This is a genomic window from Streptomyces sp. NPDC024687 (assembly GCF_055559055.1).
This window is the reverse complement of sequence record NZ_JBVHLJ010000008.1, coordinates 79731-102491: the sequence shown is the minus strand read 5'-3', so window position 1 is coordinate 102491 and position 22761 is coordinate 79731. Positions and strand designations below refer to the sequence as shown.

At 72.4% G+C, this 22761-nt stretch carries 21 protein-coding genes; 10 read left to right on the top strand and 11 right to left on the bottom strand.

Going from position 1 to position 22761, the window contains the following annotated elements:
• Positions 1 to 17: 17 nt before the first annotated feature.
• The 4 genes from ACZ39I_RS29370 to ACZ39I_RS29355 are packed head-to-tail and all read right to left on the bottom strand — an operon-like array spanning position 18 to position 3759.
• Complete coding sequence (locus ACZ39I_RS29370; RefSeq protein ID WP_467247725.1) at positions 18 to 1415, bottom strand: FAD-dependent oxidoreductase; 1398 nt, start codon at positions 1413 to 1415, stop codon at positions 18 to 20.
• Entirely contained in the window at positions 1408 to 1707 is a 300-nt protein-coding gene (locus tag ACZ39I_RS29365) for a (2Fe-2S)-binding protein (protein ID WP_467247724.1), read from the bottom strand. The genes ACZ39I_RS29370 and ACZ39I_RS29365 overlap by 8 nt, the downstream gene beginning before the upstream one ends.
• Complete coding sequence (locus tag ACZ39I_RS29360; RefSeq protein ID WP_467247723.1) at positions 1704 to 2891, bottom strand: NAD(P)/FAD-dependent oxidoreductase; 1188 nt, start codon at positions 2889 to 2891, stop codon at positions 1704 to 1706. The genes ACZ39I_RS29365 and ACZ39I_RS29360 overlap by 4 nt, the downstream gene beginning before the upstream one ends.
• Positions 2892 to 2931: 40 nt before the next feature.
• Complete coding sequence (locus ACZ39I_RS29355) at positions 2932 to 3759, bottom strand: hypothetical protein (RefSeq protein WP_467247722.1); 828 nt, start codon at positions 3757 to 3759, stop codon at positions 2932 to 2934.
• Between the two features lie 325 nt (positions 3760 to 4084).
• Between ACZ39I_RS29355 and rsgA the strand changes: the two genes are divergently transcribed.
• The 3 genes from rsgA (at position 4085) to ACZ39I_RS29340 (ending at position 7185) form a co-directional block, all read left to right on the top strand.
• Positions 4085 to 5185: a ribosome small subunit-dependent GTPase A gene (rsgA, locus tag ACZ39I_RS29350; RefSeq protein ID WP_467247720.1), complete on the top strand. Its 1101-nt coding sequence runs from the start codon at positions 4085 to 4087 to the stop codon at positions 5183 to 5185.
• A gap of 135 nt (positions 5186 to 5320) precedes the next feature.
• Positions 5321 to 6700 (top strand): DNA-3-methyladenine glycosylase 2 family protein, encoded by a 1380-nt coding sequence (locus ACZ39I_RS29345; protein ID WP_467248073.1) that lies wholly within the window; start codon positions 5321 to 5323, stop codon positions 6698 to 6700.
• Between the two features lie 2 nt (positions 6701 to 6702).
• Positions 6703 to 7185, top strand: coding sequence for a methylated-DNA--[protein]-cysteine S-methyltransferase (locus ACZ39I_RS29340; RefSeq protein ID WP_352381723.1), 483 nt, complete (start codon positions 6703 to 6705; stop codon positions 7183 to 7185).
• Here the strand turns inward: ACZ39I_RS29340 and ACZ39I_RS29335 are convergent.
• Complete coding sequence (locus ACZ39I_RS29335; protein ID WP_467247718.1) at positions 7182 to 7553, bottom strand: PPOX class F420-dependent oxidoreductase; 372 nt, start codon at positions 7551 to 7553, stop codon at positions 7182 to 7184. The two genes, ACZ39I_RS29340 and ACZ39I_RS29335, sit on opposite strands and share 4 nt — an antisense overlap.
• A gap of 77 nt (positions 7554 to 7630) precedes the next feature.
• Complete coding sequence (locus ACZ39I_RS29330) at positions 7631 to 8116, bottom strand: DUF456 domain-containing protein (RefSeq protein WP_352381719.1); 486 nt, start codon at positions 8114 to 8116, stop codon at positions 7631 to 7633.
• A 751-nt stretch (positions 8117 to 8867) separates the two neighbouring features.
• On the opposite strand from ACZ39I_RS29330, the gene ACZ39I_RS29325 reads away from it, so the two are divergent.
• Genes ACZ39I_RS29325 through ACZ39I_RS29315 form a run of 3 tightly spaced genes read left to right on the top strand, consistent with a single transcriptional unit; the run spans position 8868 to position 12303 of the window.
• Positions 8868 to 10109: a protein phosphatase 2C domain-containing protein gene (locus tag ACZ39I_RS29325; protein ID WP_467247716.1), complete on the top strand. Its 1242-nt coding sequence runs from the start codon at positions 8868 to 8870 to the stop codon at positions 10107 to 10109.
• Between the two features lie 54 nt (positions 10110 to 10163).
• Positions 10164 to 11906: a pyruvate dehydrogenase gene (locus tag ACZ39I_RS29320; protein ID WP_467247714.1), complete on the top strand. Its 1743-nt coding sequence runs from the start codon at positions 10164 to 10166 to the stop codon at positions 11904 to 11906.
• A gap of 28 nt (positions 11907 to 11934) precedes the next feature.
• Entirely contained in the window at positions 11935 to 12303 is a 369-nt protein-coding gene (locus ACZ39I_RS29315; protein WP_467247713.1) for a bleomycin resistance protein, read from the top strand.
• Positions 12304 to 12464: 161 nt separating this feature from the next.
• Here the strand turns inward: ACZ39I_RS29315 and ACZ39I_RS29310 are convergent, their stop codons facing one another.
• Complete coding sequence (locus tag ACZ39I_RS29310; RefSeq protein WP_467247712.1) at positions 12465 to 13943, bottom strand: helix-turn-helix domain-containing protein; 1479 nt, start codon at positions 13941 to 13943, stop codon at positions 12465 to 12467.
• A gap of 211 nt (positions 13944 to 14154) precedes the next feature.
• Between ACZ39I_RS29310 and ACZ39I_RS29305 the strand changes: the two genes are divergently transcribed.
• From ACZ39I_RS29305 to ACZ39I_RS29295, 3 genes are all read left to right on the top strand, one after another.
• On the top strand, positions 14155 to 14766 hold the full coding sequence (locus tag ACZ39I_RS29305; RefSeq protein WP_403665380.1) for a hypothetical protein: 612 nt from the start codon (positions 14155 to 14157) through the stop codon (positions 14764 to 14766).
• A gap of 97 nt (positions 14767 to 14863) precedes the next feature.
• On the top strand, positions 14864 to 15349 hold the full coding sequence (locus ACZ39I_RS29300) for a hypothetical protein (RefSeq protein ID WP_467247710.1): 486 nt from the start codon (positions 14864 to 14866) through the stop codon (positions 15347 to 15349).
• A 631-nt stretch (positions 15350 to 15980) separates the two neighbouring features.
• Positions 15981 to 16463 (top strand): ATP-binding protein, encoded by a 483-nt coding sequence (locus ACZ39I_RS29295; protein WP_467247708.1) that lies wholly within the window; start codon positions 15981 to 15983, stop codon positions 16461 to 16463.
• A gap of 70 nt (positions 16464 to 16533) precedes the next feature.
• On the opposite strand, the gene ACZ39I_RS29290 is transcribed toward ACZ39I_RS29295, so the two are convergent.
• Together ACZ39I_RS29290 and ACZ39I_RS29285 are read right to left on the bottom strand one after the other, a co-directional pair.
• Positions 16534 to 17574, bottom strand: coding sequence for a DUF2637 domain-containing protein (locus tag ACZ39I_RS29290; protein ID WP_467247707.1), 1041 nt, complete (start codon positions 17572 to 17574; stop codon positions 16534 to 16536).
• A 314-nt stretch (positions 17575 to 17888) separates the two neighbouring features.
• Positions 17889 to 18752: a (2Fe-2S)-binding protein gene (locus ACZ39I_RS29285; RefSeq protein ID WP_467247706.1), complete on the bottom strand. Its 864-nt coding sequence runs from the start codon at positions 18750 to 18752 to the stop codon at positions 17889 to 17891.
• Between the two features lie 124 nt (positions 18753 to 18876).
• Between ACZ39I_RS29285 and ACZ39I_RS29280 the strand changes: the two genes are divergently transcribed.
• Entirely contained in the window at positions 18877 to 19686 is an 810-nt protein-coding gene (locus ACZ39I_RS29280) for a GntR family transcriptional regulator (protein WP_467247705.1), read from the top strand.
• A gap of 251 nt (positions 19687 to 19937) precedes the next feature.
• On the opposite strand, the gene ACZ39I_RS29275 is transcribed toward ACZ39I_RS29280, so the two are convergent.
• Complete coding sequence (locus ACZ39I_RS29275) at positions 19938 to 20711, bottom strand: hypothetical protein (protein WP_352381697.1); 774 nt, start codon at positions 20709 to 20711, stop codon at positions 19938 to 19940.
• A gap of 127 nt (positions 20712 to 20838) precedes the next feature.
• Positions 20839 to 22512, bottom strand: coding sequence for a PucR family transcriptional regulator (locus ACZ39I_RS29270; RefSeq protein ID WP_467247704.1), 1674 nt, complete (start codon positions 22510 to 22512; stop codon positions 20839 to 20841).
• Positions 22513 to 22761: the final 249 nt, after the last annotated feature.

Sequence of the window (22761 nt, the reverse complement as noted above, 5' to 3'; positions counted from 1 at the left end):
CGATAGGGTGTGACATTTCACTGTTCCTCGGTCTCTCCGGCCCGGGCCAGCACGCCCAGCGGTACCGGCCGTGCGAACGGTCTGCGTCCCGCCGTCTCCGCGCACCCGGCGACTCCGGCCACCCCGGGCCCGCACACCCGGCCCTGGCACCAGCCCATTCCGGCACGGGTGAGCAGCTTCACGGTCCGCAGATCACCGGCCCCCAGTTCGCGCACCGCCTCCCGCACCGCGCCGGCGGACACCTCCTCGCACCGGCACACCACCGTCTCGTCGGTGACCTGCTCGGGCCAGTGCGCGGGCGGCACGTACACGGAGTCGACGGCGGCGAAGAAGGCCCGCAGCTTCTCCCGGGTGCGCGCGGCGGCCGCCCACTCACCCGGATCCGGCGCCCGCCCGGCCAGCCGTGCCGCGACCGACCGCCCGGCGATGTGCCCCTCGGCGAGCGACAGGGCGGAGCCGCCGATGCCGGTGGTCTCGCCCGCCGCCCACACGCCCGGCACATCGGTGCGCTGCTCGTCGTCGGCGTACACGGCCGGCCCGTCGATCCGGCAGCCCAGCGCGTCCGCGAGGTCGGTGTGCGGCAGCATGCCGTGGCCCACGGCGAGGGTGTCGCAGACGAGCCGCCGCCCGGTGTCCGGGCGCACCCGTCCGTCCCGGTCGAGGGCGGCGATCGTGACCGCCTCCAGCCGCTCGGTGCCGTGCGCCGCCACGACGGTGTGGTGCAGCAGCGTCCGCACCCGGTGACGGAGCAACCGGCCCGCGTATCCGGCCCCTTCGGCCAGCTTGTCCGGCCGGCCCGCCAGCACCCGGGACCGCCGTACGAACGACGTCGGGTCGGCCGAGTCCACCAGCGCGGCGACCGTCGCGCCCGCCGCGGCGAGCCCGGTGGCGACGGGCAGCAGCAGCGGTCCGGTCCCGGCGACGACAGCGGTCCGGCCGGGCAGCACGAGCCCGCCCTTGAGCATGGCCTGCGCCCCGCCCGCGGTGACGACACCGGGCAGGGTCCAGCCGGGAAAGGGCAGCACCTTCTCGTAGCCGCCGGTGGCGAGGAGGACCGCGTCGGCGCGCACCTCGGCCGGTTCCTCCTGCGCGGGCCCGGTGAGAGCGTGCACGGTGAAACCGGCCGTACCCCGGCGCTCGACGAACCAGACATGATGGTCCGTCAAGTGCCTTACGGTCCCTGCCCGTAGGTGGGCGCGCAGTCCGTCCCGCAGTCTCTCCCAGGTGCGCCACTGATGATGCAGCGCCTGGGGGCGACGGGCTCCGAGCCCCGGCGCGGGCTGCCGGTAGAACTGGCCGCCCGCCTCCGCCGCCGAGTCGATCAGCGTGACATGGGTGCCGCGGGCGGCTGCCGCGAGGGTCGCGGCGAGCCCGGCCGGACCCGCGCCGATCACCACCAGACGAGGTTCACTCATGGTGGCCCGTCCCCTCTTGCGTGCGGATCGCGTCGCCCGGCCGCAGGGGTGCCAGGCAAGCCCGTTGGTTCGGGCGGTCGTTGACGGTCACCAGGCAGTCGAAGCAGACGCCGATGCCGCAGAAGATCCCGCGCGGGCGGCCCTCGCCCCGGGTGGTGCGCCAGGAAGTGACCCCCGCGGTCCACAGCGCGGCGGCGACGGTCTGGCCGGGCAGGGCCTTGATCTCCCGTCCGTCGAGCGTGACGGTGAATGCGGGAGCGGGTTCGGCGCCCACCAGCTCCAGCGGATTCACGAGGCCTCCTCGCAGCCGGACGACGCATCGGACGAAGAGCCGGAGGCGGGGAAACGGTCGGGCCGGAAGGGGGCGAGATCCAGTTCGGGAGTCTGCCCGGCCAGCACCCGGGCGATCAACTGCCCGGTCCCGGTGGACAGTCCGATGCCCGCGCCCTCGTGACCGCACGCGTGGAACAGCCCGGGCACCCGCGGATCGGGGCCGATGGCGGGCAGGTGATCGGGCATGTACGGCCGGAAGCCGAGGTACGTCCGCATCGCGCGCACCTGCTCCAGGAACGGGAACAACCGGGTCGCGCCCGCCGCCAACGCTCGCAGCGCGGGCAACGACAACGAGCGGTCGAAGCCCACCCGTTCACGGGTCGCACCGATCAGGACGGGCCCCGCCGCCGTCCCCTCGACGACCGGCGAGGTCTGCAGGGCCGCCGAGTCGCTGGCCACGTCGGCCACGTAGTCGGCGGCGTACACCTTGTGGCGGACCAGGCGGGGGAGCGGCTCGGTGACGAGGACGAAACCGCGCCGGGGGAGCACGGGAAGGTCCACTCCCGCCAGCGCGGCCAGCTCACCGCCCCAGGTCCCGGCGGCGTTGACGAGATACGGCGCGTGGATCTCGCCCCGGTCCGTCCGCACCCCGCGTACGGCGCCGCCGGCACCGCGCAGGACCTCGGTCACCGTCGCACCGGTGAACAGGCGGGCACCCGAGACCCGTACGAGGTGGGCGGCGGCCAGCGTCGGCATGACCTGCGCGTCTTGGGGATACAGCACACCGCCCGCGAGCCCGGACGCCAAGTGGGGCTCCAGTTCCCGGAGTCGGCCCGCGTCCACCGGCACCGCCTCGACGCCCGCCGCCCGTTGCCCGGTCGCGAACCTCTCCAGCGCCGCGAGGCCCTCGGGAGTGGACGCGACGACCACGCCGCCCTTGAGTTCGTACTCGATCGCGTCGCCGACCTCCTGCGCCAGGTCGGCCCACAACCGGCCGGACAGCAGGGCGAGTTCGAGCTCGGGACCCGGGTCCTTGTCGGAGACCAGGAGATTGCCCTCACCGGCGCCGGTCGTGCCGCCGGCCACCGGGCCGCGGTCGACGACGATCACGTCGAAGCCTGCCCGGGCGGCGTACAGGGCACAGGCCGCGCCCACCATCCCGGCACCGACGATCACGACATCGCAGGTCAGTCGCTTGCTCACGCCAGTACTATGTCACATGGCGCTCTCAGCGGGAACACCGTCAGTCGAGCTCGCCGGGGTCGGCGGACGGGGTCCGGCCCGCGTGGACGTCCTTGAGACGGGCCGTGCCCAGCTTGGCCGCCTGCTCGGTGCTGTCGTGGTCGGCCCCGTCGAGGCCGCCGTTGGTGATGGTGATCGCGTCCGAGCCGACCCGCAGGGCCGCGATGTCGAGAGTCAGGGTGGCGGGCGTACCGCCCGAGGTGCCCTGGACCGTGACCCGCAGCCCCTGACGGGCATCGCCCACCTTGGGCAGGGAGGTCGAGACCACCTGGACCGTGCGCTGCCCGCCCGAGCTGTCCTTCGCCGTGAACTGGTCGCACTTGACCGGCAGACTCTTCAACCAGGCGAAGGAGGTGTCCAGGGCGGCCTTGTCATAGGCGGCCACCTGGTACAGCAGCCGGGACGCGCCCTCCTCGAAGCCGGTGAGTGCGGACGCCCCGGACGGCTTGCCCAGAAGGTCGTCGCTGTAGAGCCGGTCGAGCAGCTTCTGGCAGTCGGCCGCGTCGGCCTTGGCGGTGAGGAAGTCGGCGACGTCCACCTTGCCGACCAGCAGGCTGTCGCGCCAGGTGGCCGCGTTCTTGACCTGGTTCCAGTCGTCCTCCAGGTCCGCCTCGGTCACCAGCGCGGCCCGCGCCCCGGCCGGGGTGAGCGGGGCCGGGGACGCCTGCGCGAGGGGCGAGGAGGAGATCCGCGTGGTGTCCGCGCGGTCCGGCCCGGCGTCGTCACCGTCACCGTCCGAGCAGGCGGCGGTCGTCAGCAGGACTCCGGCGGCCAGGGCCGGGGCGAGGGCGCGTAGAGGGCGGGCTGGGCGGGGCGGGCGGTGGCTCATCACGCGGTCTCCTGGAGATGGGGGTCGGTTCCATGCCACAGCCGCTCCTCCCGGACGACCAGCGCACCGGGCTGTTCGAGTGAGGGTGGCGCTCGCAGCGGGGTCCGAAAACCGGTGGCGCCCCCGACGCGAGCGCCTCTAAGGTGAGAACGCTTCGCACGGCGGCTCACGGCTGCCATGCCCCACGAGCGAGGAACGAGGGAGGTGTCGACCGATGGCTGTCTTTGCGACGAGCGCTGCCCGCATTCAGATCATCAAGTCCACCTCCGTGGCCGTCGGCTGACACCAACTCCTCGTGCCGGGGCCACCCTGTGAAGGGTCTCCCTTGACTTCCAGCTCCACTTCTCACGCTTTCTCCGCTCTCGCTCCCTACGGCTGGGACGAGGCATGGGCGGACCTGTTCGCCCCCTACGAGCCCGAGGGGCTCCTGCCCGGACGTGTGGTCCGGGTCGACCGCGGGCAGTGCGACCTCGTCACCGCTGACGGGATGCTGCGGGCCGACACCGCCTTCGTCACCCCGCCCGACCCGATGCGGGTCCTGTGCACCGGCGACTGGGCCGTCGTCGAGCCCGCGGGCAACCCCCGCTACGTACGGACGTATCTGCCGCGCCGTACCGCCTTCGTGCGCTCCACCTCCTCCAAGCGGTCCGAGGGGCAGATCCTCGCGGCCAACGTCGACCACGCGATCATCGCCGTGTCGCTCGCCGTCGAACTCGACCTCGGGCGCATCGAACGCTTCCTGGCCCTGGCCTGGGAGTCCGGTGCCCAGCCGGTGGTCGTCCTCACCAAGGCCGACCTCGTACCGGAGGCGGCGACGCTCGCGCATCTCGTACAGGACGTGGAGACGACGGCTCCGGGTGTTCCGGTGCTGACCGTCAGCGCACTGGACGGGGACGGGCTCGACGTTCTCGTCGCGGTCGTCTCCGGCGGTACGACCGTGCTGCTCGGGCAGTCCGGCGCGGGCAAGTCGACGCTGGCGAACGTCCTCATCGGCGAGGACGTGATGGCGGTGCGGGCCGCGCGGGACGCGGACGGGAAGGGGCGCCACACGACCACGACCCGTAACCTCCTCGCCCTGCCCGGCGGGGGTGTGCTGATCGACACGCCCGGCCTCAGGGGCGTCGGCCTGTGGGACGCCGAGACCGGCGTCGGACAGGTCTTCGCCGAGATCGAGGCACTGGCCGGGCGGTGCCGCTTCCACGACTGTGCGCACGAGAGCGAGCCGGGGTGCGCCGTGCTGGCCGCGATCGACTCCGGTGAGCTGCCGGAGCGGCGGCTGGAGAGCTACCGGAAGCTGATCCGGGAGAACCAGCGGATCGTCGCGAAGACGGATGCCAGGCTCCGTGCCGAGATCCGGAAGGACTGGAAGAAGAGGGGAGCGCAGGGGAAGGCGGCGATGGAGGCGAAGCGGGGGCGCTGGGCGTAAGAGGCGGTGGGGGCTGGTCGCGCCCCTGAGTGGGTGCAGTCACCGTCTGTCCGGCTGCACCCACGCGACTTCCCCGTCACCGTGTCCGATTTCCGCCAGCAGCACCCCCCTGCACGGCGGAGACTGGATGGCGTGATGGACGAAGACACCAGGTACGAAGCCGTACGCAGCCGGGACGCCCGGTTCGACGGGGAGTTCTTCTTCGCCGTCGAGACGACCGGCATCTACTGCCGGCCCAGCTGTCCCGCGGTAACCCCGAAGCGTCACAACGTCCGCTTCTATGCCACGGCCGCCGCGGCCCAGGGCTCCGGCTTCCGGGCCTGCCGGCGGTGCCGCCCGGACGCGGTGCCGGGATCCGCGGACTGGAACGTCCGGGCGGACGTGGTGGGCCGGGCGATGCGCCTGATCGGCGACGGTGTCGTCGACCGGGAGGGCGTCGCCGGGCTCGCCGACCGCCTCGGCTACAGCGCACGCCAGGTCCAGCGCCAGCTCACCGCCGAACTCGGCGCCGGTCCCGTCGCCCTGGCCCGCGCCCAGCGCGCCCACACCGCGCGCGTCCTGCTCCAGACCACCGGCCTGCCCGTCACGGAGATCGCGTTCGCGTCGGGCTTCGCCAGCGTGCGGCAGTTCAACGACACGGTCCGCGAGATCTACGCCTCGACCCCCAGCGCCCTGCGGGCCGCAGGCCGGACCACCCGCCGCACGGCCACGCCGACAGCGGGCATTCCGCTACGCCTGGCCCACCGCGGCCCCTACCGGTCCGGCGCCGTCTTCGACCTGCTGGAGAGCGAGGCCGTACCCGGCGTCGAGGAGGTGAGCGGGGCACCCGGACGGCGCACCTACCGCCGTACCCTCCGTCTCCCGCACGGGACCGGCATCGTCGCCGTCCACGAACGCCCCGGCACGACCAGGACAACCTCCGGCGCCCACCCCGGCGGCTGGCTCGACGCCCAGCTGCACCTGACCGACCCCCGCGACCTGACCACCGCCGTCGGACGGCTGCGGCGGCTCTTCGACCTCGACGCCGATCCCTACGCCGTCGACGAGCGGCTCGGCGCGGACCCCCGGCTCGCCCCCCTGGTCGCCGCCCGCCCCGGACTCCGGTCGCCCGGCGCCGCCGACCCCGAGGAGTCCGCCGTACGGGCCCTGGTGGGCCGGAGGGAATCCGAACGGCTCGTCCAGCGGTACGGCAAGACCCTGGACGCACCCTGCGGCGGCCTCACCCACCTCTTCCCCGAACCCGCGGCCCTCTCCGAGGCGGCCGGCCCCCTGGGCACGTTCGCCACCGCCCTCGCCGACGGCGCCGTACGACTCGATCCGGGCGCCGACCGCGACGAGGCGCAGCGCGCGCTGCTCGCTCTGCCCGGCCTGGACGCCCGTACCGTCGCCGTCATCCGCAGCCGTGCCCTCGGCGATCCCGACGTCGCCCCGCCCGGCCCCGAAGCCCCCGACACCTGGCGCCCCTGGCGCTCCTACGCCTGGCAACACCTGCGTGCAGCAGGAGAGTTGGAGTAATCATGGCCATCCTCTGGACCCGTCTCGACAGCCCCGTCGGCACCCTGCTCCTCACCGCCGACGAGACCGGCGCGCTGACCTCGCTGTCGGTCCCCGGGCAGAAGAAGGGCCGTACCGTCCAGGAGGGCTGGGTCCACGACCCCGGTCCCTTCCGGGCCGCCGAGGAACAGCTCGCCGCCTACTTCGCCGGTGAACTCAAGGAGTTCCAGCTGGAGTTGCGGCCCGAGGGCACCGAGTTCCGGACCCGCGTCTGGGACGCCCTCGACGACGTTCCGTACGGCGCGACCACGACGTACGGCGAGATCGCCGCCCGCGTCGGTGCCTCCCGTGTCGCCGTCCGGGCCGTGGGCGGCGCGATCGGTGCGAATCCCCTGCTGATCCTCCGCCCGTGCCACCGGGTGATCGGCGCGAACGGCCTGCTCACCGGGTACGCGGGCGGCCTGGAACGCAAGACGGCCCTGCTCACCCTCGAAGGCGCCCTCTAGGACTCCTCCAGCCCCCACCTGTGGATGCGTCGCGGATGGATGCGGATCAGCTCCTCGCTGAAATGCGGGCCCAAGTCGTGCGGCCCCGTGAGGAGTTCCGCCTCCCCGCGGATGTCGATGCCACGCACCGTCCACGGCTTCAGGCTGACTATGTCGTCGACGACCAGCGCGACCTTCGGGTTCTTCCGGAGGTTGCGCCACTTCTTGGTGCGGCCCATCGCGTAGCCGCCGATCAGGATGGTGCCGTCGTCCTGCGGGAAGAAGCCGACCGGGTTCGCCTGCGGCTGTCCCTGCGGGTCGACGGTGGCGAGCCGCCCCAGCCGCTGGGACCTCAGGTACGCGCGCTCGGCCTCGCTGAATTCGGTCATGGCAGCCAGCCAAACATGCCCGCGCCGCCCGCACATCGGAATCCCGGCCTAGGGCTGCCTAGGGCTGCGGTCGTAGGTCAGCTGCCCCACAGCACCGTCCCCAGCCACGCGCCCATGATCAACAGGCAGGTGAACAGTTCCGCCAGCACGCTGGAGCCGCCCGAGCGCATCGCCGTGCGCAGGGCGGCCCGCGCCTCCCCGTGGCGGCCGAGGCGCAGGCGTTCCGAGAGGTAGATGCCGCCCATGAAGCCTGGGATCGCGCCGAGCACGGGAATCAGGAAGAACCCGAGGAACGCACCTGCCCCCGCGTACACCCCCATCCGCGGCGTGGCCCCGCTCTCCCGCAGTCGGCGCGGCGGCAGCGACCAGCGCACCACCTGGGAGAGGAACAGGGCGACCGTGGCCCCCACCAGCACGCTCCACGCGACCGGCTGCGGATCCTTCAGCGCCCACCACAGGACCGCCGCCCACACGAGCCAGGACCCCGGCACGCCGGGCACCAGAACCCCGACCAGGCCGAACAGCATGACCAGGCCGACCAGCAGGAGGTCCCACACTCCCATCTGTCCAGGGTGCAGGAGGGGAGCCGGAAGCGCAGGTCAGCGATGTTCGTCCGGGCCGCGCATCGGGGCCGGGTCGCTCCGGCGACCTCTTTGGCAACAGGAGTTCGACACCTCACTCGACACGCCGTTCGGCGCGCACGGTGACGCTTGATTTTGTGGATGCCCCGTTTTCATTCGGCCCACGCGGTGGACAATTGGGGGCATGAGCCAGCAGGGGGGAATGCCCACCGGTCACGAGGACGACTGGTGGAGGCAGCTGTACGACTCCACCGACGACACGGGCCCCACACCGGCCCCCGACACCCTGGACGACCGCTTCGCCTCGGCGTCGGGGACGGTACGGGACAGCGCCGGGGGCGAGGCCGACGAGGTTGGGGCCGGGGCCGGTGGGGAGGCTGCCGGGTCCGGGACCGGGGTTCCCGCGCCGCGCACAGGCGTCTCCGACGCGACGGCTCCCTCACGGGGCCGGCACCGACCCCCATGGGAACCGCCGCCACCCGACCCACCCGCGTCCTTCCCACCGGGTCCCAGGCCACCGGGCTTCGAGTCCACGGAGACACCTCCGCCCCCCACGGTTCCGCCCTCACGCACCCCGCCCGAGCCCCCGACCCCCCCGACCGCGGCACCCCCACACCCGTCCACCCCACCGCGCCCTGCGGGCCCGCCTCCGCCACCACAGGATGCGGGCGAGGGGGGCTCCCGGGAGGGCTCCGTCTCCGGTGTCACGGACCCCGCCGACGGTGTCGAGGACGTGCCGACTTCTGGCCGTCCCGAGAGGCTTCCACCCTCGGAGCGAGGCGGAGCCGGTGCACCGCGCGGTGAAGGTGACTGGTGGGCTGCTCCCCCCAACCCCGTTCGCGACCCTGGCGCCGCCCAGGAGACCTCCGCAGTCACGCCACCTCGCAGTGGCCCCGGCTCCACCCGGGCCAACCCCACACCCGAGCCCCCCGGTCACGGCCAGGACGTACCCGCCCCCGCGCCCCAGGCGCCCCGTACCGCCACCCGCCTCGACCTCCCCTCCCTCCCTCCCGCCCCCGTCGGCTTCGTCGGGTCCGGGCCGCCCACCTATGACGCCGAACCCACCGCGCTCCCGCCCGCCGATCCCGACGAACTCGACGACCTGGTGGCGGACACCGTGCTCGACGGGGCCAGGTACGGGGCCTGCACACTGCGGGCCGTGTCCGCGCGAGGGGACTCGGCCAGGTTCCGGGGCGAGCCGCGCAGGGACTCCCTGCTCACCGCCCGCTTCGGCACCGGCGACCAGGCGCTGATCCTCGTCGCCATGGCGACCGGCGCCCGCGCCACTCCCGGCGCCCACCGCGCCGCCGCGGAGGCCTGTCACTGGATCGGACGGGCCATAGGGCGCAGTCACGCCCGGCTCGCGCAGGACATCGGCGCCGCCCGCCGAGGGGACCTGAAGTCAGGGCTGCACCGGCTCACCGACCGCAGTCTCGGCAAGCTCCGCGCCAGCGCCGTGGAGCAGGGCATCGACCCGGAGGAGTACGCCGCCACCCTGCGCTGTCTGCTCCTGCCCGCCGACCCCGACTGCCGTATCCGCGTCTTCTTCGGCGTCGGCGCGGGCGGCCTCTTCCGCCTCCGCGACGGCGAGTGGCACGACATCGAACCCCGCATCACCGACGTCACCGGCGAACCAGTCGTCGGCTTCGGCTCGCTGCCCCCCGAGACCCCCGACGGCGACCGCCTCACCATGGACCTCGGCATCCCCACACCCCCGAGCCCCTACGAACCCGCCCCCGAGCCGCCCCGCGAAGCCTTCCGCTTCCGCGCCTCCGTCGCCCGCCCGGGTGACACCCTCCTGATGTGCACCGGCGGCCTCGCCGACCCCCTGCGCGGCGAACCCGAACTGGGCGAGTACCTCACGGGCCGGTGGTCAGGCCCCCCGCCCGGCCTCGCCGAGTTCCTCGCCGACTCCCAAGTCCGGGTCAAGGGATATGCCGACGACCGTACAGCCGCCGCTGTTTGGGAGGCGTGATCGCGGCCATTGTGGATTGATGGACCCAAGGAAACCGAAGGGGTGCGTGGATCCATGGCCAAGCAGAACGTCGCCGAACAGTTCGTGGACATCCTCGTCAAGGCCGGGGTCAAACGCCTCTACGGCGTCGTCGGCGACAGCCTCAACCCCGTCGTGGACGCGGTCCGCCGCAACGCCGCCATCGACTGGGTCCACGTACGGCACGAGGAGACCGCCGCCTTCGCCGCGGGCGCCGAGGCGCAGATCACCGGGAACCTGGCCGCGTGTGCCGGCTCCTGCGGGCCCGGCAACCTGCACCTCATCAACGGCCTCTACGACGCCCACCGCTCCATGGCCCCGGTCCTCGCCCTCGCCTCGCACATCCCCTCCAGCGAGATCGGCCTCGGCTACTTCCAGGAGACCCATCCCGACCGCCTCTTCCAGGAGTGCAGTCACTACAGCGAGATGATCTCCAGCCCCCAGCAGATGCCGAGGCTGCTGCAGACCGCCATCCAGAACGCCGTCGGCCGCTCCGGCGTCAGCGTCGTCACCCTCCCCGGCGACATCGCCGACCAGCCCGCCCCCGACAAGGCCGCCGAGACCGCCCTCGTCACCTCCCGGCCCAGCGTCCGCCCCGGCGACACCGAGATCGACAAGCTCGTCGAGATGATCGACCAGGCCGACAGGATCACCCTGTTCTGCGGCAGCGGCACGGCGGGCGCGCACGCCGAGGTCATGGAGTTCGCGGAGAAGGTCAAGTCACCGGTGGGGCACGCCCTCAGGGGCAAGGAGTGGATCCAGTACGACAACCCCTTCGACGTCGGCATGAGCGGACTGCTCGGCTACGGCGCCGCCTACGAGGCCACCCACGAGTGCGATCTGCTGATCCTGCTCGGCACCGACTTCCCTTACAACGCCTTCCTCCCCGACGACGTCAAGATCGCCCAGGTCGACGTGCGCCCCGAGCACTTGGGCCGTCGCTCCAAGCTCGACCTCGCCGTCTGGGGCGATGTGAAGGAGACCCTGCGGTGCCTCACGCCGCGGGTGAAGGAGAAGACGAACCGGCGCTTCCTCGACAAGATGCTCAAGAAGCACGCCGACGCGCTCGAAGGGGTCGTCAAGGCGTACACCCGCAAGGTCGACAAGCACGTCCCGATCCACCCCGAGTACGTGGCCTCCGTACTGGACGAACTCGCCGACGACGACGCGGTGTTCACCGTCGACACCGGCATGTGCAATGTGTGGGCCGCCCGCTACATCTCGCCCAACGGCCGCCGCCGAGTGATCGGTTCGTTCTCGCACGGGTCCATGGCGAACGCGCTGCCCATGGCGATCGGGGCGCAGTTCACCGACCGGAAGCGACAGGTCGTCTCGATGTCCGGGGACGGCGGATTCTCCATGCTGATGGGCGACTTCCTGACCCTCGTGCAGTACGACCTCCCTGTGAAGGTCGTCCTCTTCAACAACTCCTCGCTCGGCATGGTCGAGTTGGAGATGCTGGTCGCCGGGCTCCCCTCCCACGGCACCACCAACAAGAACCCCGACTTCGCGGCCGTGGCCCGGGCCTGCGGTGCCCACGGAGTGCGCGTCGAGAATCCCAAGGACCTTCCGGGGGCGCTGAAGTCGGCGTTCAAGCACAAGGGTCCGGCCCTCGTCGACATCGTCACCGACCCCAACGCCCTCTCCATCCCGCCGAAGATCAGCAAGGAGATGGTCACCGGCTTCGCCCTGTCCGCCTCCAAGATCGTCCTCGACGGCGGAGTCGGCCGCATGCTCCAGATGGCCCGCTCCAACCTCCGCAACATGCCCCGGCCCTGAGGAGCCCTGTGGCTGCGAGACTGGCCGCATGCCAGACATCGCCTTCACCGAGGTCGCGCCCGTCGTCCCGGTCCGCAACCTCGACGCGGCCCTGGAGCGATACCGCCTACTGGGCTTTGCCGCGCGTGCCTACGACGGTCCGGAGCGGTACGGGTACGTCGAGCGGGGTGCGGTCTCGATGCACCTGACCGAGTGGTCCGAGCACGACCCGCTGCGCACCGGAGCCGTCGTCTACCTGTACGTGAGCGACGCCGACGCCGTCCATGCCGAGTGGACGGCGTCCGGCGTCGAGGGCCGCTTCGTCGAACCGGCCGACACGCCTTACGGGCTACGGGAGTTCGCCTACGTGGACCCCGACGGCACGGCTCACCGGGTGGGGTCCGCGCTCGGCTCCTAGTGCCGCGACAGGCAACGTTCGCCCCGTCGCGACGCCCGGCACGCACTCTCGCCGCACCGGCCGAAGACCCAAGTACGTCCAGTACGAGGGCCTCCGGCCGGCACGCCGAGAGCACGCACCGGACGCCGCTCCTGCACGCGCAAACGTTGCCTGCCACGGCACTAGGCGCCGGAGGGTACCCAGGCCCGCTCGCCCGCGGCGTTCGTGCCGTACCAGAGACGGGTCAGGCCCTTGATGCTGGTCGTGCGGAACGGGCGGCCGTGGTCGTCGATGCGGACCGTGCCGGTGCGGCCCTGCGAGGACCAGTCGAGTTCGAGGTACCAGTTGCAGTCGTACGTCTGCGTCGTCGCGTTGACCAGCAGCACCTCCGGGTCCGTGGCGGAGACCCGGTAGGGGAACTGCACCGCGGGGACGGTCTGCCCGGTGTCGTTGCCGGCGACCGCGTGGGCGACGGGACGGTCGATGTCCAGGTTCACGTCGAAGCCGCGCGGGGTGATCCCGCCGCCGCAGCCCTGGTCCATGGCGTACGCGGTACCGGGAGCCGGGGAGCTGCGGCCGGCGATCCGGACGCGGAGAGCCTCCAGGACGACGGCCGTGGACGACCGTCCCTGCACGGAGATCTGCACCTTCGTCTCCCGCCCGTGGATCGCGCCCTGCGTCGCCGCCCAGATCCCGGCGTCCTGCACCAGCGGGGGCGGGGGAACCTGGGAGGGCGGCTTGTCGATGACGTAGTCGTGGCCGCAGCTTCCCTCCCAGATCTGGGAGTTCGCGCTCCAGGTCAGGGGAGTGCCGGTGGCGGGCGCCTGCTGCCCGGCCCCCGAGCTCTCCTTCGCCGGGCCGCGACCGTGGGACGCCGAAGCGGAGGGTCGTGCTCCGGTGGTCTGGGCCGAGGGGGAGGCGGACGTGGCGGAGGGACTCGGTGACGGCGATCCGGAACGGCCGGGCAGGCCCGAGGCGGTCGTCCGGGAGGACGGGTCAGGAGCCTGGGCCACCTTGTCCGAGGCGGGACGGCCGGACGGCAGCGCCGAAAGACTGCCCAGAGTGCCGAGAGCGACCACGACGGCGGCCGCGGTGACGAGGAGACGCCGACGCCGGTACCAGGGGCGGCTCGGAGCGACCCCGCGCCCCGCGACCAGGGCACCCGCCTCACCCGCCGCGCCTACGTCCGCCGCGTGGCCGTCTGCCTCGCCCACGCCCGCCGCGTCGCCGTCTCTCACTGCCGCCGCCGCTGCGGTCGCCGTGCTCGCCTCGCCGACTGTTTCTGTCACACCGCCATCTGCCGCGGGCGCCACATCGGCCGTCGCCGTCGCGCCGCCCGTCACTCCTGCCCCGGCCTCCGCCTCAGCCGGCGCCTCCGCGGTCTCGCCCGCCCGCGGCCGCTGTCGCGCCGCCACCGCCGACAGCCACAGCCGGTGCAGCTCCATCCGCTCCTCGGCCGACGCCCCGCACAGCGCGGCGAACCGCTCCGCCGGTGCGAAGTCGACCGGTACGGCGTCACCCGCGCAGTACCGGTGCAGCGTCGAGGTGTTCATGTTCAGCCGCCGGGCCAGCGAACCGTAGCTGCGGTCCGTGCGCTCCTTCAGCCGCCGCAGCAAGGCCGCGAACTCCTGGACATCGTCCTGTGGTTCCGGTGCCGACAACGATTCCCCCTTGATCCCGCATCCCAGGCACTCCATATACCTGCACGTCAGACGGCATGGGATGGTTCCATGCCGACCGATCCCGTGTCCCGTGTTGCATCCGCCCCCTGGGACCGCTGATGCTCTTGGTGTCACCCCGACCGGGCCGGACCGACCATCCGGCGTCGTGGTGGCATCCCACATCCATGCACGTATCTCACGGGGGACACTCATGCCCAAGCGCAGTCGAGCAGGCGCGCTCACCGTACTCTCTCTCACCGGCCTCACGCTCGGCGTCACCTTCGCCGTGCAGGCCGCAGCCGCGCCGGCCGCGCCCGGGTTCCTCTCGGCCGCCGACCTCCCGCCGCACCCCTCGTCCGCCTGGACGGCGGGCAAGGTGACCGACGGCGTACCGGACGAACTGCTGCTCTGCCTGAAGGACGCGCTGCCGGGCTACGACTCCCGGTACCGCGACTTCCGCACCGACCTGGACACCAGCGCCCGCCAGCTGACGATCGAGGTCGGCACCAAGGCCAAGGCCGCGGCCCTCGCCGCCCGTATGAACAAGGAGATCCGCACCTGCGCGGACCGACTCGAACAGGGCGACCCGGATCTCGAGGCGACGTACAAGGACTACGGCAAGGTCGCGGTCGAGGAGGGCGCCCGGGTGCACGGTCTGCACACGGAGCACTCGTACGGCGCCACCGACATCCACCTGCTGTCGGTCGGCCGGGACGACCGGACCGTCACCGTCGTGGAGTGGTCCCAGATGGGCGACTTCGCCGACGCCCCGGTGAAGGCCTTCAAGAAGACGACCGCCACCGCGGTGAACAAGCTCCACTGAGCAGCGGGGCCGCCCTCCCGCACGGGGGTCGGGCGGGCGGCCCCGCACGCACCACAGCACCGGCACACAGGAACCAGAAAGAAAACGGGGAACACACATGAACACGACCAAGGCGACCCGCCGCACCACCCTGGCCCTCGGTCTCGCCCTGGCCCTCGGTCTCGCCCTGGCCCTCGGTCTCGGCGTCACCGCCCAGGCCTCCGCCGGAGCACCGCGCAGCGTCAGCGGGAAGCCCTCCGACAACATCACGCGCATCGCCGACTTCTACGGCGCCTACATCGACGCGGTGACCGACGAGGGCAGCGGCGACCTCCGGGACGCCCTTCGCGCCCACTACCTCACGCCCGCCTTCCAGAAGGAGCTGAACGCCTGGGAGGAGAAGGAGCACGCCGACGGCGTCCTGCGCGCCCAGAACGTGCCCCTCGCGTGGAAGGTCACCGACAACGGCACCAACGCCACCCGCACCGAGGCCGTGGTCACCCTCACCTGGAGCGCGGGCCAGACCAGCACCCTCGTGGTCGACATGACCCGCGGCAGCCACAAGATCCTCCACATCGGCGCCAAGGGACTCGGCAGCAAGTAGCGGCGGATTCAGGCCAGTTTCCCGGCTGCCCCAGCTCTTCGCCGGGTACGTCGAAGTCGGCAGCGCCGGGTCGGCAGATCGGCCCATGCCGGGCGGCCTCGGCGACCGCCCGAGGGCACACGAACACCGGCTCACCCCCGCTCGCCGGCCCCGCTCGTCGGGTGCCGGTGGCGGGGGCACACGCCGTTCGAGGGGCGCGCGGACCGTCGTACGGCAGGCTCTTCACCGGAAGGCCGGGCCGGGTTCGTGGGCGCCCGGGGCCGGTCCCCGACCAGCAGCCACGGCCCGCCCATCTGCTCAGACCCCCGGAACCATCCCGCGACCAGGTACTTTCCCGCACCTCCCGCTCGTGAAGGGCTCGCGCGCCGCCCGGGGCGTCCGGCGGCCGGCCCGTACGGCCCGCCGCGGGGCGCGCATGCACATCGCGACAGCGCCGTCGTGCGCGGCGGCTCGCGGAACGAGGTCAGGGATTCGCCCGCTCGGTCGGCACGGCCATGGTCGCCACCGCAAACGTGGCCGAACACCTGGTCGTTGACGATTCGACATGACTGGCGCCTGAACTATGGGGCATGGATCCCCGTGAACGTGTTCGAGCAGGAGGGAAACCGACATCGGCACGCGGGCGGGGGTCATGAAGAGGCAGGCACGAGGAGGCGGTCCCACGGCAGCAGGGGCCTTCTCGGCACAGACAGTGGAGGAGAAGGCCGGCAGCGCCCGGGAGCAGGCGCAGTCGCCGCAGCTCCGGCGCAGACTGGAGCGGGCGGACCTGGGGGCCGTACCAGAAACACGAAGGGCCTTGCGCGAGTTGTTACGACACTGGGGGAGGCCCGGGCGATCCGAGATAGCCGAACTGCTCACCAGCGAACTCGTCACCAACGCACTCGTGCACACCGACCGCGACGCGGTCGTCATCGCCACAGTCGGACCGCGGGCCCTGAGGGTGGAGGTGCGGGACTTCGTAGCCCGCATACCCCGGGTGCGCGTACCGAACACCGACGACGGTACGCACGGCAGGGGCCTGGCCCTGGTGCAGTCCCTCGCGGACGCCTGGGGCGTACGGGCACACGGCGTGGGCAAGTCCGTCTGGTTCGAACTCGACGCCGGAGCGGCGTGAACGACGGGGAGGGGGCGTGACCGACACGGTCACGCCCCCTCCCCATGTGCTGCTTCGGCCTCCTGGCCGCCTAGCCGAACTGCTGCTCAAGATCCTTGAGTTTGCGCTCCAGCGAGTCGAGACGCGGGAGGGCCATTGTGTCGTCCTCCGCGGTGAGGTCGACGGAGTGCGACTCCGACGCGCCACGGACGGGCTGGAGTGAGGGACGCTGCCGTACGGGCAGCGGCTCCGGGTTGGGTATCGCGGGCTCCGCGGAGGCACGCTCCAGGGCGGCGGCCTGCGGCTGCTGCTCCAACTGGCGCCCGCCGCCCCGGCCGACGAAGCCGCGGTGACCCCGGCTGATCGCCTTGAGCTGGGCTCGCTCCACGCGCTGCTCGCCGCGTCGACGCAGTCGGGCCGCTTCCTTCTCACGCTGGTCCTCGCGGACCTCGTCGACCGCCTCGTCGAGGCTGCGCACGTTCTCCAGCAGCATCAGCGACCAGGCCTTGTACGTCTCACGCGGCGCCCTCAGCCAGCGGACGATGCGGATCTGGGGCAGCGGACGCGGCACCAGACCCTGCTCGCGCAGCGCGGCCCGGCGGGTCTGCTTCAGCGCGCGGTCGAACAGGACGGCCGCCGAGAGGGACATGCCGGAGAAGAACTGGGGCGCGCCGTCGTGACCGAAACCCCTGGGCGCGTGCACCCAGTTGAACCAGGCCGCGGCGCCCGCGAACGTCCACACCAGTATCCGGGAGCCGAGCGCGGCGTCGCCGTGGCTGGCCTCGCGCACAGCGAGGACGGAGCAGAACATGGCCGCGCCGTCCAGGCCGAACGGGACCAAGTACTCCCAGCCGTTGGAGAGGCCGAGGTTCTCCTGGCCGAAGCCCACCAGACCGTGGAAGGAGAGGGCGGCGGCAACCGCCGCACAGCAGAACAGGAGGACATAGGAGGCGGTGCCGTATATGGCCTCCTTGCGCCTGCGGCGCTCCTCGCTCCGCTCCCACGAGTCGTCTTTCGCGTGCTCCCCGCCGGACCGCTTGCTCCGCGCGAGCACCGCCACCGCCGCCAGCATGCCCAGGAGCAGTACGGCGCCCGGAAGCAACCAGTTCAGCGATATGTCGGTCAGTCTCATCTGGGGTCCCTTGCATTGGGATAGGGCGTATCGCCCGCCATAGTGGCCCAATCCCAACGGCCCTCAGGCGTTTTCGGGGCAAGAGGCCGCCAAGGAAGTGCAAGGGGTTGCCCAGGGCGGCGTTCTGCTCGAACTGCCGCGTGAGGGGCGGGAGTTGAGTTCGAATAAGACTACCCGTACGGGTGGTTCCTCGGAAAGTTCCTGCGCCTGGTGAGGAATTTGTGAATAGCCTGTAACCGAACGGGCGTCCCAGTCGGCGTTGATCTTACGGGACGGCAGAAGGGGGTCTCCGGCGGGGGTCCCCTGAAGGTGCCTCAACTCGCTGCGGCTGCCGTGAGCTTGGCGATCCTGGCCGTGTCGCAGGTGCGCGGACACGTGGCGCAGGTGTCGTCCGGGTCGAGGGTGTAGTACATGCAGCAGGTCACCCGGTCCCGGGTGCGCAGGGGGCCGCCGTCCGGGCCGGCCAGGGAGCGGAAGGCCGGGGAGCCGGCGTACGGCTTCGTCGTCCCGGGCAGCAGGAGCTCCAGGGCGTGCTCGGCCCGGCGCTTCTCGTGCTCGCCGAGGAGCTCGGCGACGTACCAGATCCCCTCGACGATCTCGTCGGTCACCAGGCCCCACAGGGCCCTGCCGCGGCGGCGCATGCGCGGGCCGAAGGCGGTGAGGAGCGGCTCCATGTGCTCGGCGATCGCGTCCCGCAGCTCGGCGCGCAGGGCCTCCTCGTCGGGGACCGGGTACGCGCCGGGGAGCGCTGACGCCGGGTCGTCGGGGAGGCAGGCGAAGGGGCCCGGGTGGACCGCGAGGGACATCGGGCCGCGGGTGCGGTCGTAGGAGACGTGGGTCACGGGGTAGCGGGGGACCCGGCGGTGCAGGAACCACGGTGCGGTGAAGAGGAGGCAGGTCGGCCAGGTGTAGCGGTGCAGACCGAAGCCGGCGATCACGTCCGGGCGGCCCCTCCTGGCGTTGTCCCTGAGGACCTGCTCGTCGTCCCAGGCGAGGTAGGCGTCCAGGGCGGCCGCGTTCTCTGCCAGGGCGGCGGCGGTGACCCAGCCGTCGGTGACCGGGAGGGGGGTGTCCTGGGGCAGCTCCGTGACCGTCAGCGCCGGGAGGGCCCCGGTCAGACGGGCGTAGGCGGCTGTGACGGCGGTGGCGGAACGGGGGGTGGGCAGCGGTGTGGACATGGGGGCCACCGATTCGCAGTCGTCCGTCCAGGTAAGTGAGGCTTACCTTACCAAGGACTTCGAGATGTGAACTGGAGCGATCTGCGCCTAAGGTGCTTGACGCATGAGTAACAACCTGCCGTTAATGACCCCAAGTACCGACACGTCCGGAGGAGTGCCCGTGAAGCAGGCTGCGCAGAGCTCCTTCCGCGTGCCGTCGCAGATGCGGGCCTCCGACGCGGGGCGGGCTCGGGCCGAGGCGGGCGCGGGTTCCTCCGGTTCCGGGGCCCGGGGTGAGCACACCCACAGTGAGGTGCCGATTCCTCGGCCTGTCGTGCAACGGGCCTCAGTGCGGGGGCAGATCCTCGACGCCTTGCGTACGGCGCTGGTGGCGGGGGAGTTGCGGCCCGGTGCGGTGTACTCGGCGCCGGCGCTGGGCGAACGGTTCGGGGTGTCGGCGACGCCCGTGCGGGAGGCCATGCAGCAGCTCGCGCTGGAAGGGGCCGTCGAGGTCGTTCCCAACCGGGGGTTCCGGGTGGTCGAGCGGGGGGCCCGTGAACTGGCGGAGCTGGCCGAGGTGCGGGCGCTGATCGAGGTGCCGGTGGTGTTGCGGCTGGCGCGGAGTGTGCCGGTGGAGCGGTGGGCGGAGTTGCGGCCGGTGGCGGAGGCGACCGTGCGGGCCGCGTCGTCGGGGTGCCCGGCGACGTACGCGGAGGCCGACCGGGGGTTTCACCGTGCGGTGCTGCTGCTGTCGGGCAACGAGCAACTGGTGCAGATCTCGGAGGACTTGCACCGGCGGTCGCAGTGGCCGCTGGTGGGCGGGTCCGCTGCGCGGGGCCGGGCGGATCTGATCGCGGACGCGGCGGAGCACACGGCGCTGCTGGACGCGTTGATCGCGCGGGATCTGGATGTGGTGCGGGGATTGGTGGGCGGGCATTTCGCCGGGGGTGCGTGAGGGTGGCTTCGGGTGCGGGTTCGGTGGGGGCGGGCGTTCTGCGCAGTTCCCCGCGCCCCTAGGGCGTCCGTCCTGGCACAGGTGACTGCAACCCCCTAGGGGCGCGGGGAACTGCGCGGCCAGCCACAACGCACGTGCACCCGCCCGACAACGTCACCCGGCACCTCCTTGGGCGCCCCGCCAAGCCCAGCGCAGCTGCCCGCGGGGAACTGCGCGACCAGCCCCCACCGACCCGCACCCGCCCCGTCACCTCACGCCGTGGCCGCCGGTGGCGTCAGCTGTCGGGAGAGCCAGGTGGGTACGCCGCCCAGCAAGCGATACAACCGCCGTGCCTCCTCGCGCAGTCGGGACGCCTCGGGTTCTGTCTCCGCGTCCGCCAGGGACGCGAGGGCCGGGGCCGTGCCCACGAGGTAGCCCAACTCCTCGCGGATGCGCAGCGATTCGGCGAAACCGTGGCGCGCCTCGGCCAACTCGCCCTCGCGCAGGGCCAGTCCGGCGAGGTGGCGCCAGGTGAAGGACAGGAGCAGGGAGTCGGACTGGGCCGTGGCGCCCGCGTGGGCGCGGCGGTAGGCGGCTCGGGCCGACTGGGGGGAGTGGGTCAGGTTCTCCGCCAGCAGACCCCGGCGGAAGTCCAGCAGGGCCCGCCCAGGAGCCCCCGGAGGGATCAGTGCCGCCGCGCGGCCCAGCGCGGCCCGCGCCTCGTCCGCGCGGTCCCGGACCCCGTGGAGCGTCGAGGCGTACGCAAGTTGCCCTCGTTCACAAGCGGCCGCGCCCCGTTCCTCGTCGCTGTGGGCCAGTGCCTCGGCGGTGCGCAGCGCGTCCTCCGCCTCGGGCCAGCCCTGCTCCGTGTACAGGCAGCGTTCCACCAGAAGTGCGGCTCTCTGCAGGGCCGCCGGTGCGGTGACCGGTTGGAGCAGGGCGGCCGCGTCGGCCCAGCAGGCCCGTGAGCGCAGCCGCCATACCGCGGTCTGGAGTGGATCGTCACCGGCGGTCGTTCCGTTACCAGACATGGCGGTATGCGCCACGTTGCCCTCCCCGAGCGCGCCGTCGAGCTTTGAGTGGTGGCGGCATCTCAGCACGAAACGACGGGCCCGGCCAAGGGGGTGGGTGAAGGAATTCACAAAGTCGTGGGAGTCGGGGGGCTCACAGGTTTCAGCTCATCCGCAGTGCCAGGAAGAAATCCAGCTTGTCCTCCAGGCGCGAGAGGTCGCGGCTCGTCAACTGCTCGATCCGTCCGACGCGGTAGCGCAGCGTGTTGACGTGCAGGTGGAGGCGGGTCGCGCAGCGGGTCCAGGAGCCGTCGCAGTCCAGGAAGGCTTCCAGGGTGGGGATCAACTCGGCCCGGTGGCGGCGGTCGTAGTCGCGGAGCGGGTCGAGGAGGCGGGCCGTGAAGGCGCGGCGTACGTCGTCGGGGACGAAGGGGAGTAGCAGGACGTGCGAGGCGAGCTCCTGGTGGCCGGCCGCGCAGACCCGGCCGACGCGGGCCGCGGCCACCCGGCGGGCGTGGCGGGCCTCCTCCAGGGCGCCGCGCAGGCCCTCCGCCGAATGGACCGACGCGCTGACGCCCAGGGTGACCCTGCCGTCGTCGTCCAGGCCCGCGGAGAGGGGGTCCCGGACCGACTCCAAGAGGGCGTCGGCCAGGATGCCCGTCTCCGAGCCGTCGTGTGCGGTCGAGACCGCGGGGAGGGGGACCAGCGCGATCGCCTCGTCGCCGGTGTGGGCCACCGCTATGCGGTCGGAGGGCTCGGGGCCGGTCGCCTGCGGGTCCACCAGGATCTCCTCCAGGAGGGACTGGGCCATGGCGCCGCCCTCCAGGTCGCCGTCCTGCCATTCGACCTTCGCCACCACGACCTGCCAGTGGGGGGCCGCCCCCAGGCCGGGGAGGAGGACCGGGGCGGCGACGCGCAGGCGTGCGGCGATCTCGGGCGGTGCCGCTCCCGTCTGGACCAGTTCCAGGACCTCCTGGGCCAGGCGGCGGCGGACCGTGCGGGCCGCGTCCCTGCGGTCCCGCTCGACGGAGATCAGCTGGGTGACGCCCTGGAGCAGGTCCAGGCGCTCCTCCGGCCAGTCGCCGGCGTCCGCCTCCACCGCCAGCAGCCAGTCGGACAGGACCGTCTCCCGTACGTCCCTGGAGGCATGGGAGGAGCGGCCGCTGCTGCGGACCGGGAAGAGGGAGTACGTCGACGAGCCGAGCGTGACTCTGTAGGGGCCCCGGCGGCCTGTGCGGGCCGCGGCCAGGTGTTCCGCCGCGAGCTTCGCGCAGGTGTCCGCGGGGAGGCCGGGGCCCGCCACCTTCGGGCCCGCGATCAGGCGGCCGGTGGGGGACAGGACCCAGGCGCGCAGGTCCAGGTCGGAGCCCAGGAGGTCGAGGACCACGTCGGGGCCGCCGCCCGCCGGGCCCGAGGTCATCATGCGGCGGTGCCGGTCCACCACGGCCGCCAGGTCGCCCGCGCGCTCGCCGGAGACCTGCCGTACGACATGCTCGGTGATCGTGGCGAAGGCCACCGACTCGTGCACCGCGAACAGCGGGAGTCGGTGCCGGGCGCAGGCGACGGCCAGGTCGTCCGGGACGGTGCCCAGCTCTGCCTCGCCGGCCGCCAGCGCGACCACGCCGGCCTGCACCAGGAGTCGTACGAAAGGCTCCGAGTCGGCGGCGTCCCGGCGCCAGGCGAGGCCCGTCAGGACCAGTTCCCCGCCCGAGAGGTAGCGGCTGGGGTCCCGCAGGTCCGTGGTCATCACACCGCGCACGGTGCGGTCCAGTTCGTCCTCGCCGCCGAGCAGCCGCAGGCCCAGCGCGTCGGTGTCCAGCAGTGCGCGCAGCCGCATTCTCGTCGCCGCCGTTCTTTGTCTCGAAATCTACGATGGAGGGAAGGGGCCGGTGGAGGGGGAGCGGCTTCTCGCCGTCTCCGGGGCTGTGTCCCAGGTCACGTGGGCTGTGCCGCACGTTTCCGCAGGAAAACATAGTGGTTACCGAGGACCTCCGTTCATACGAATCTACAAGATGAGGGCCGCGACCAGCCAACTCCTTCATGGTTTCCGTGACTGACCCCGTCGGAGTACACGGCTGTGTACTGG

Coding starts and splice junctions, on each gene's coding strand:
- ACZ39I_RS29340 (WP_352381723.1), top strand. CDS start 6,703: ATGGCCATCCTCTGGACCCGTCTCGACAGCCCCGTCGGCACCCTGCTC.
- ACZ39I_RS29295 (WP_467247708.1), top strand. CDS start 15,981: ATGAAGAGGCAGGCACGAGGAGGCGGTCCCACGGCAGCAGGGGCCTTC.
- ACZ39I_RS29270 (WP_467247704.1), bottom strand. CDS start 22,512: ATGCGGCTGCGCGCACTGCTGGACACCGACGCGCTGGGCCTGCGGCTG.
- ACZ39I_RS29290 (WP_467247707.1), bottom strand. CDS start 17,574: ATGAGACTGACCGACATATCGCTGAACTGGTTGCTTCCGGGCGCCGTA.
- ACZ39I_RS29305 (WP_403665380.1), top strand. CDS start 14,155: ATGCCCAAGCGCAGTCGAGCAGGCGCGCTCACCGTACTCTCTCTCACC.
- ACZ39I_RS29280 (WP_467247705.1), top strand. CDS start 18,877: ATGACCCCAAGTACCGACACGTCCGGAGGAGTGCCCGTGAAGCAGGCT.
- ACZ39I_RS29300 (WP_467247710.1), top strand. CDS start 14,864: ATGAACACGACCAAGGCGACCCGCCGCACCACCCTGGCCCTCGGTCTC.
- ACZ39I_RS29320 (WP_467247714.1), top strand. CDS start 10,164: ATGGCCAAGCAGAACGTCGCCGAACAGTTCGTGGACATCCTCGTCAAG.
- ACZ39I_RS29335 (WP_467247718.1), bottom strand. CDS start 7,553: ATGACCGAATTCAGCGAGGCCGAGCGCGCGTACCTGAGGTCCCAGCGG.
- ACZ39I_RS29330 (WP_352381719.1), bottom strand. CDS start 8,116: ATGGGAGTGTGGGACCTCCTGCTGGTCGGCCTGGTCATGCTGTTCGGC.
- ACZ39I_RS29370 (WP_467247725.1), bottom strand. CDS start 1,415: ATGAGTGAACCTCGTCTGGTGGTGATCGGCGCGGGTCCGGCCGGGCTC.
- ACZ39I_RS29315 (WP_467247713.1), top strand. CDS start 11,935: ATGCCAGACATCGCCTTCACCGAGGTCGCGCCCGTCGTCCCGGTCCGC.
- ACZ39I_RS29285 (WP_467247706.1), bottom strand. CDS start 18,752: ATGTCCACACCGCTGCCCACCCCCCGTTCCGCCACCGCCGTCACAGCC.
- ACZ39I_RS29345 (WP_467248073.1), top strand. CDS start 5,321: ATGGACGAAGACACCAGGTACGAAGCCGTACGCAGCCGGGACGCCCGG.
- ACZ39I_RS29355 (WP_467247722.1), bottom strand. CDS start 3,759: ATGAGCCACCGCCCGCCCCGCCCAGCCCGCCCTCTACGCGCCCTCGCC.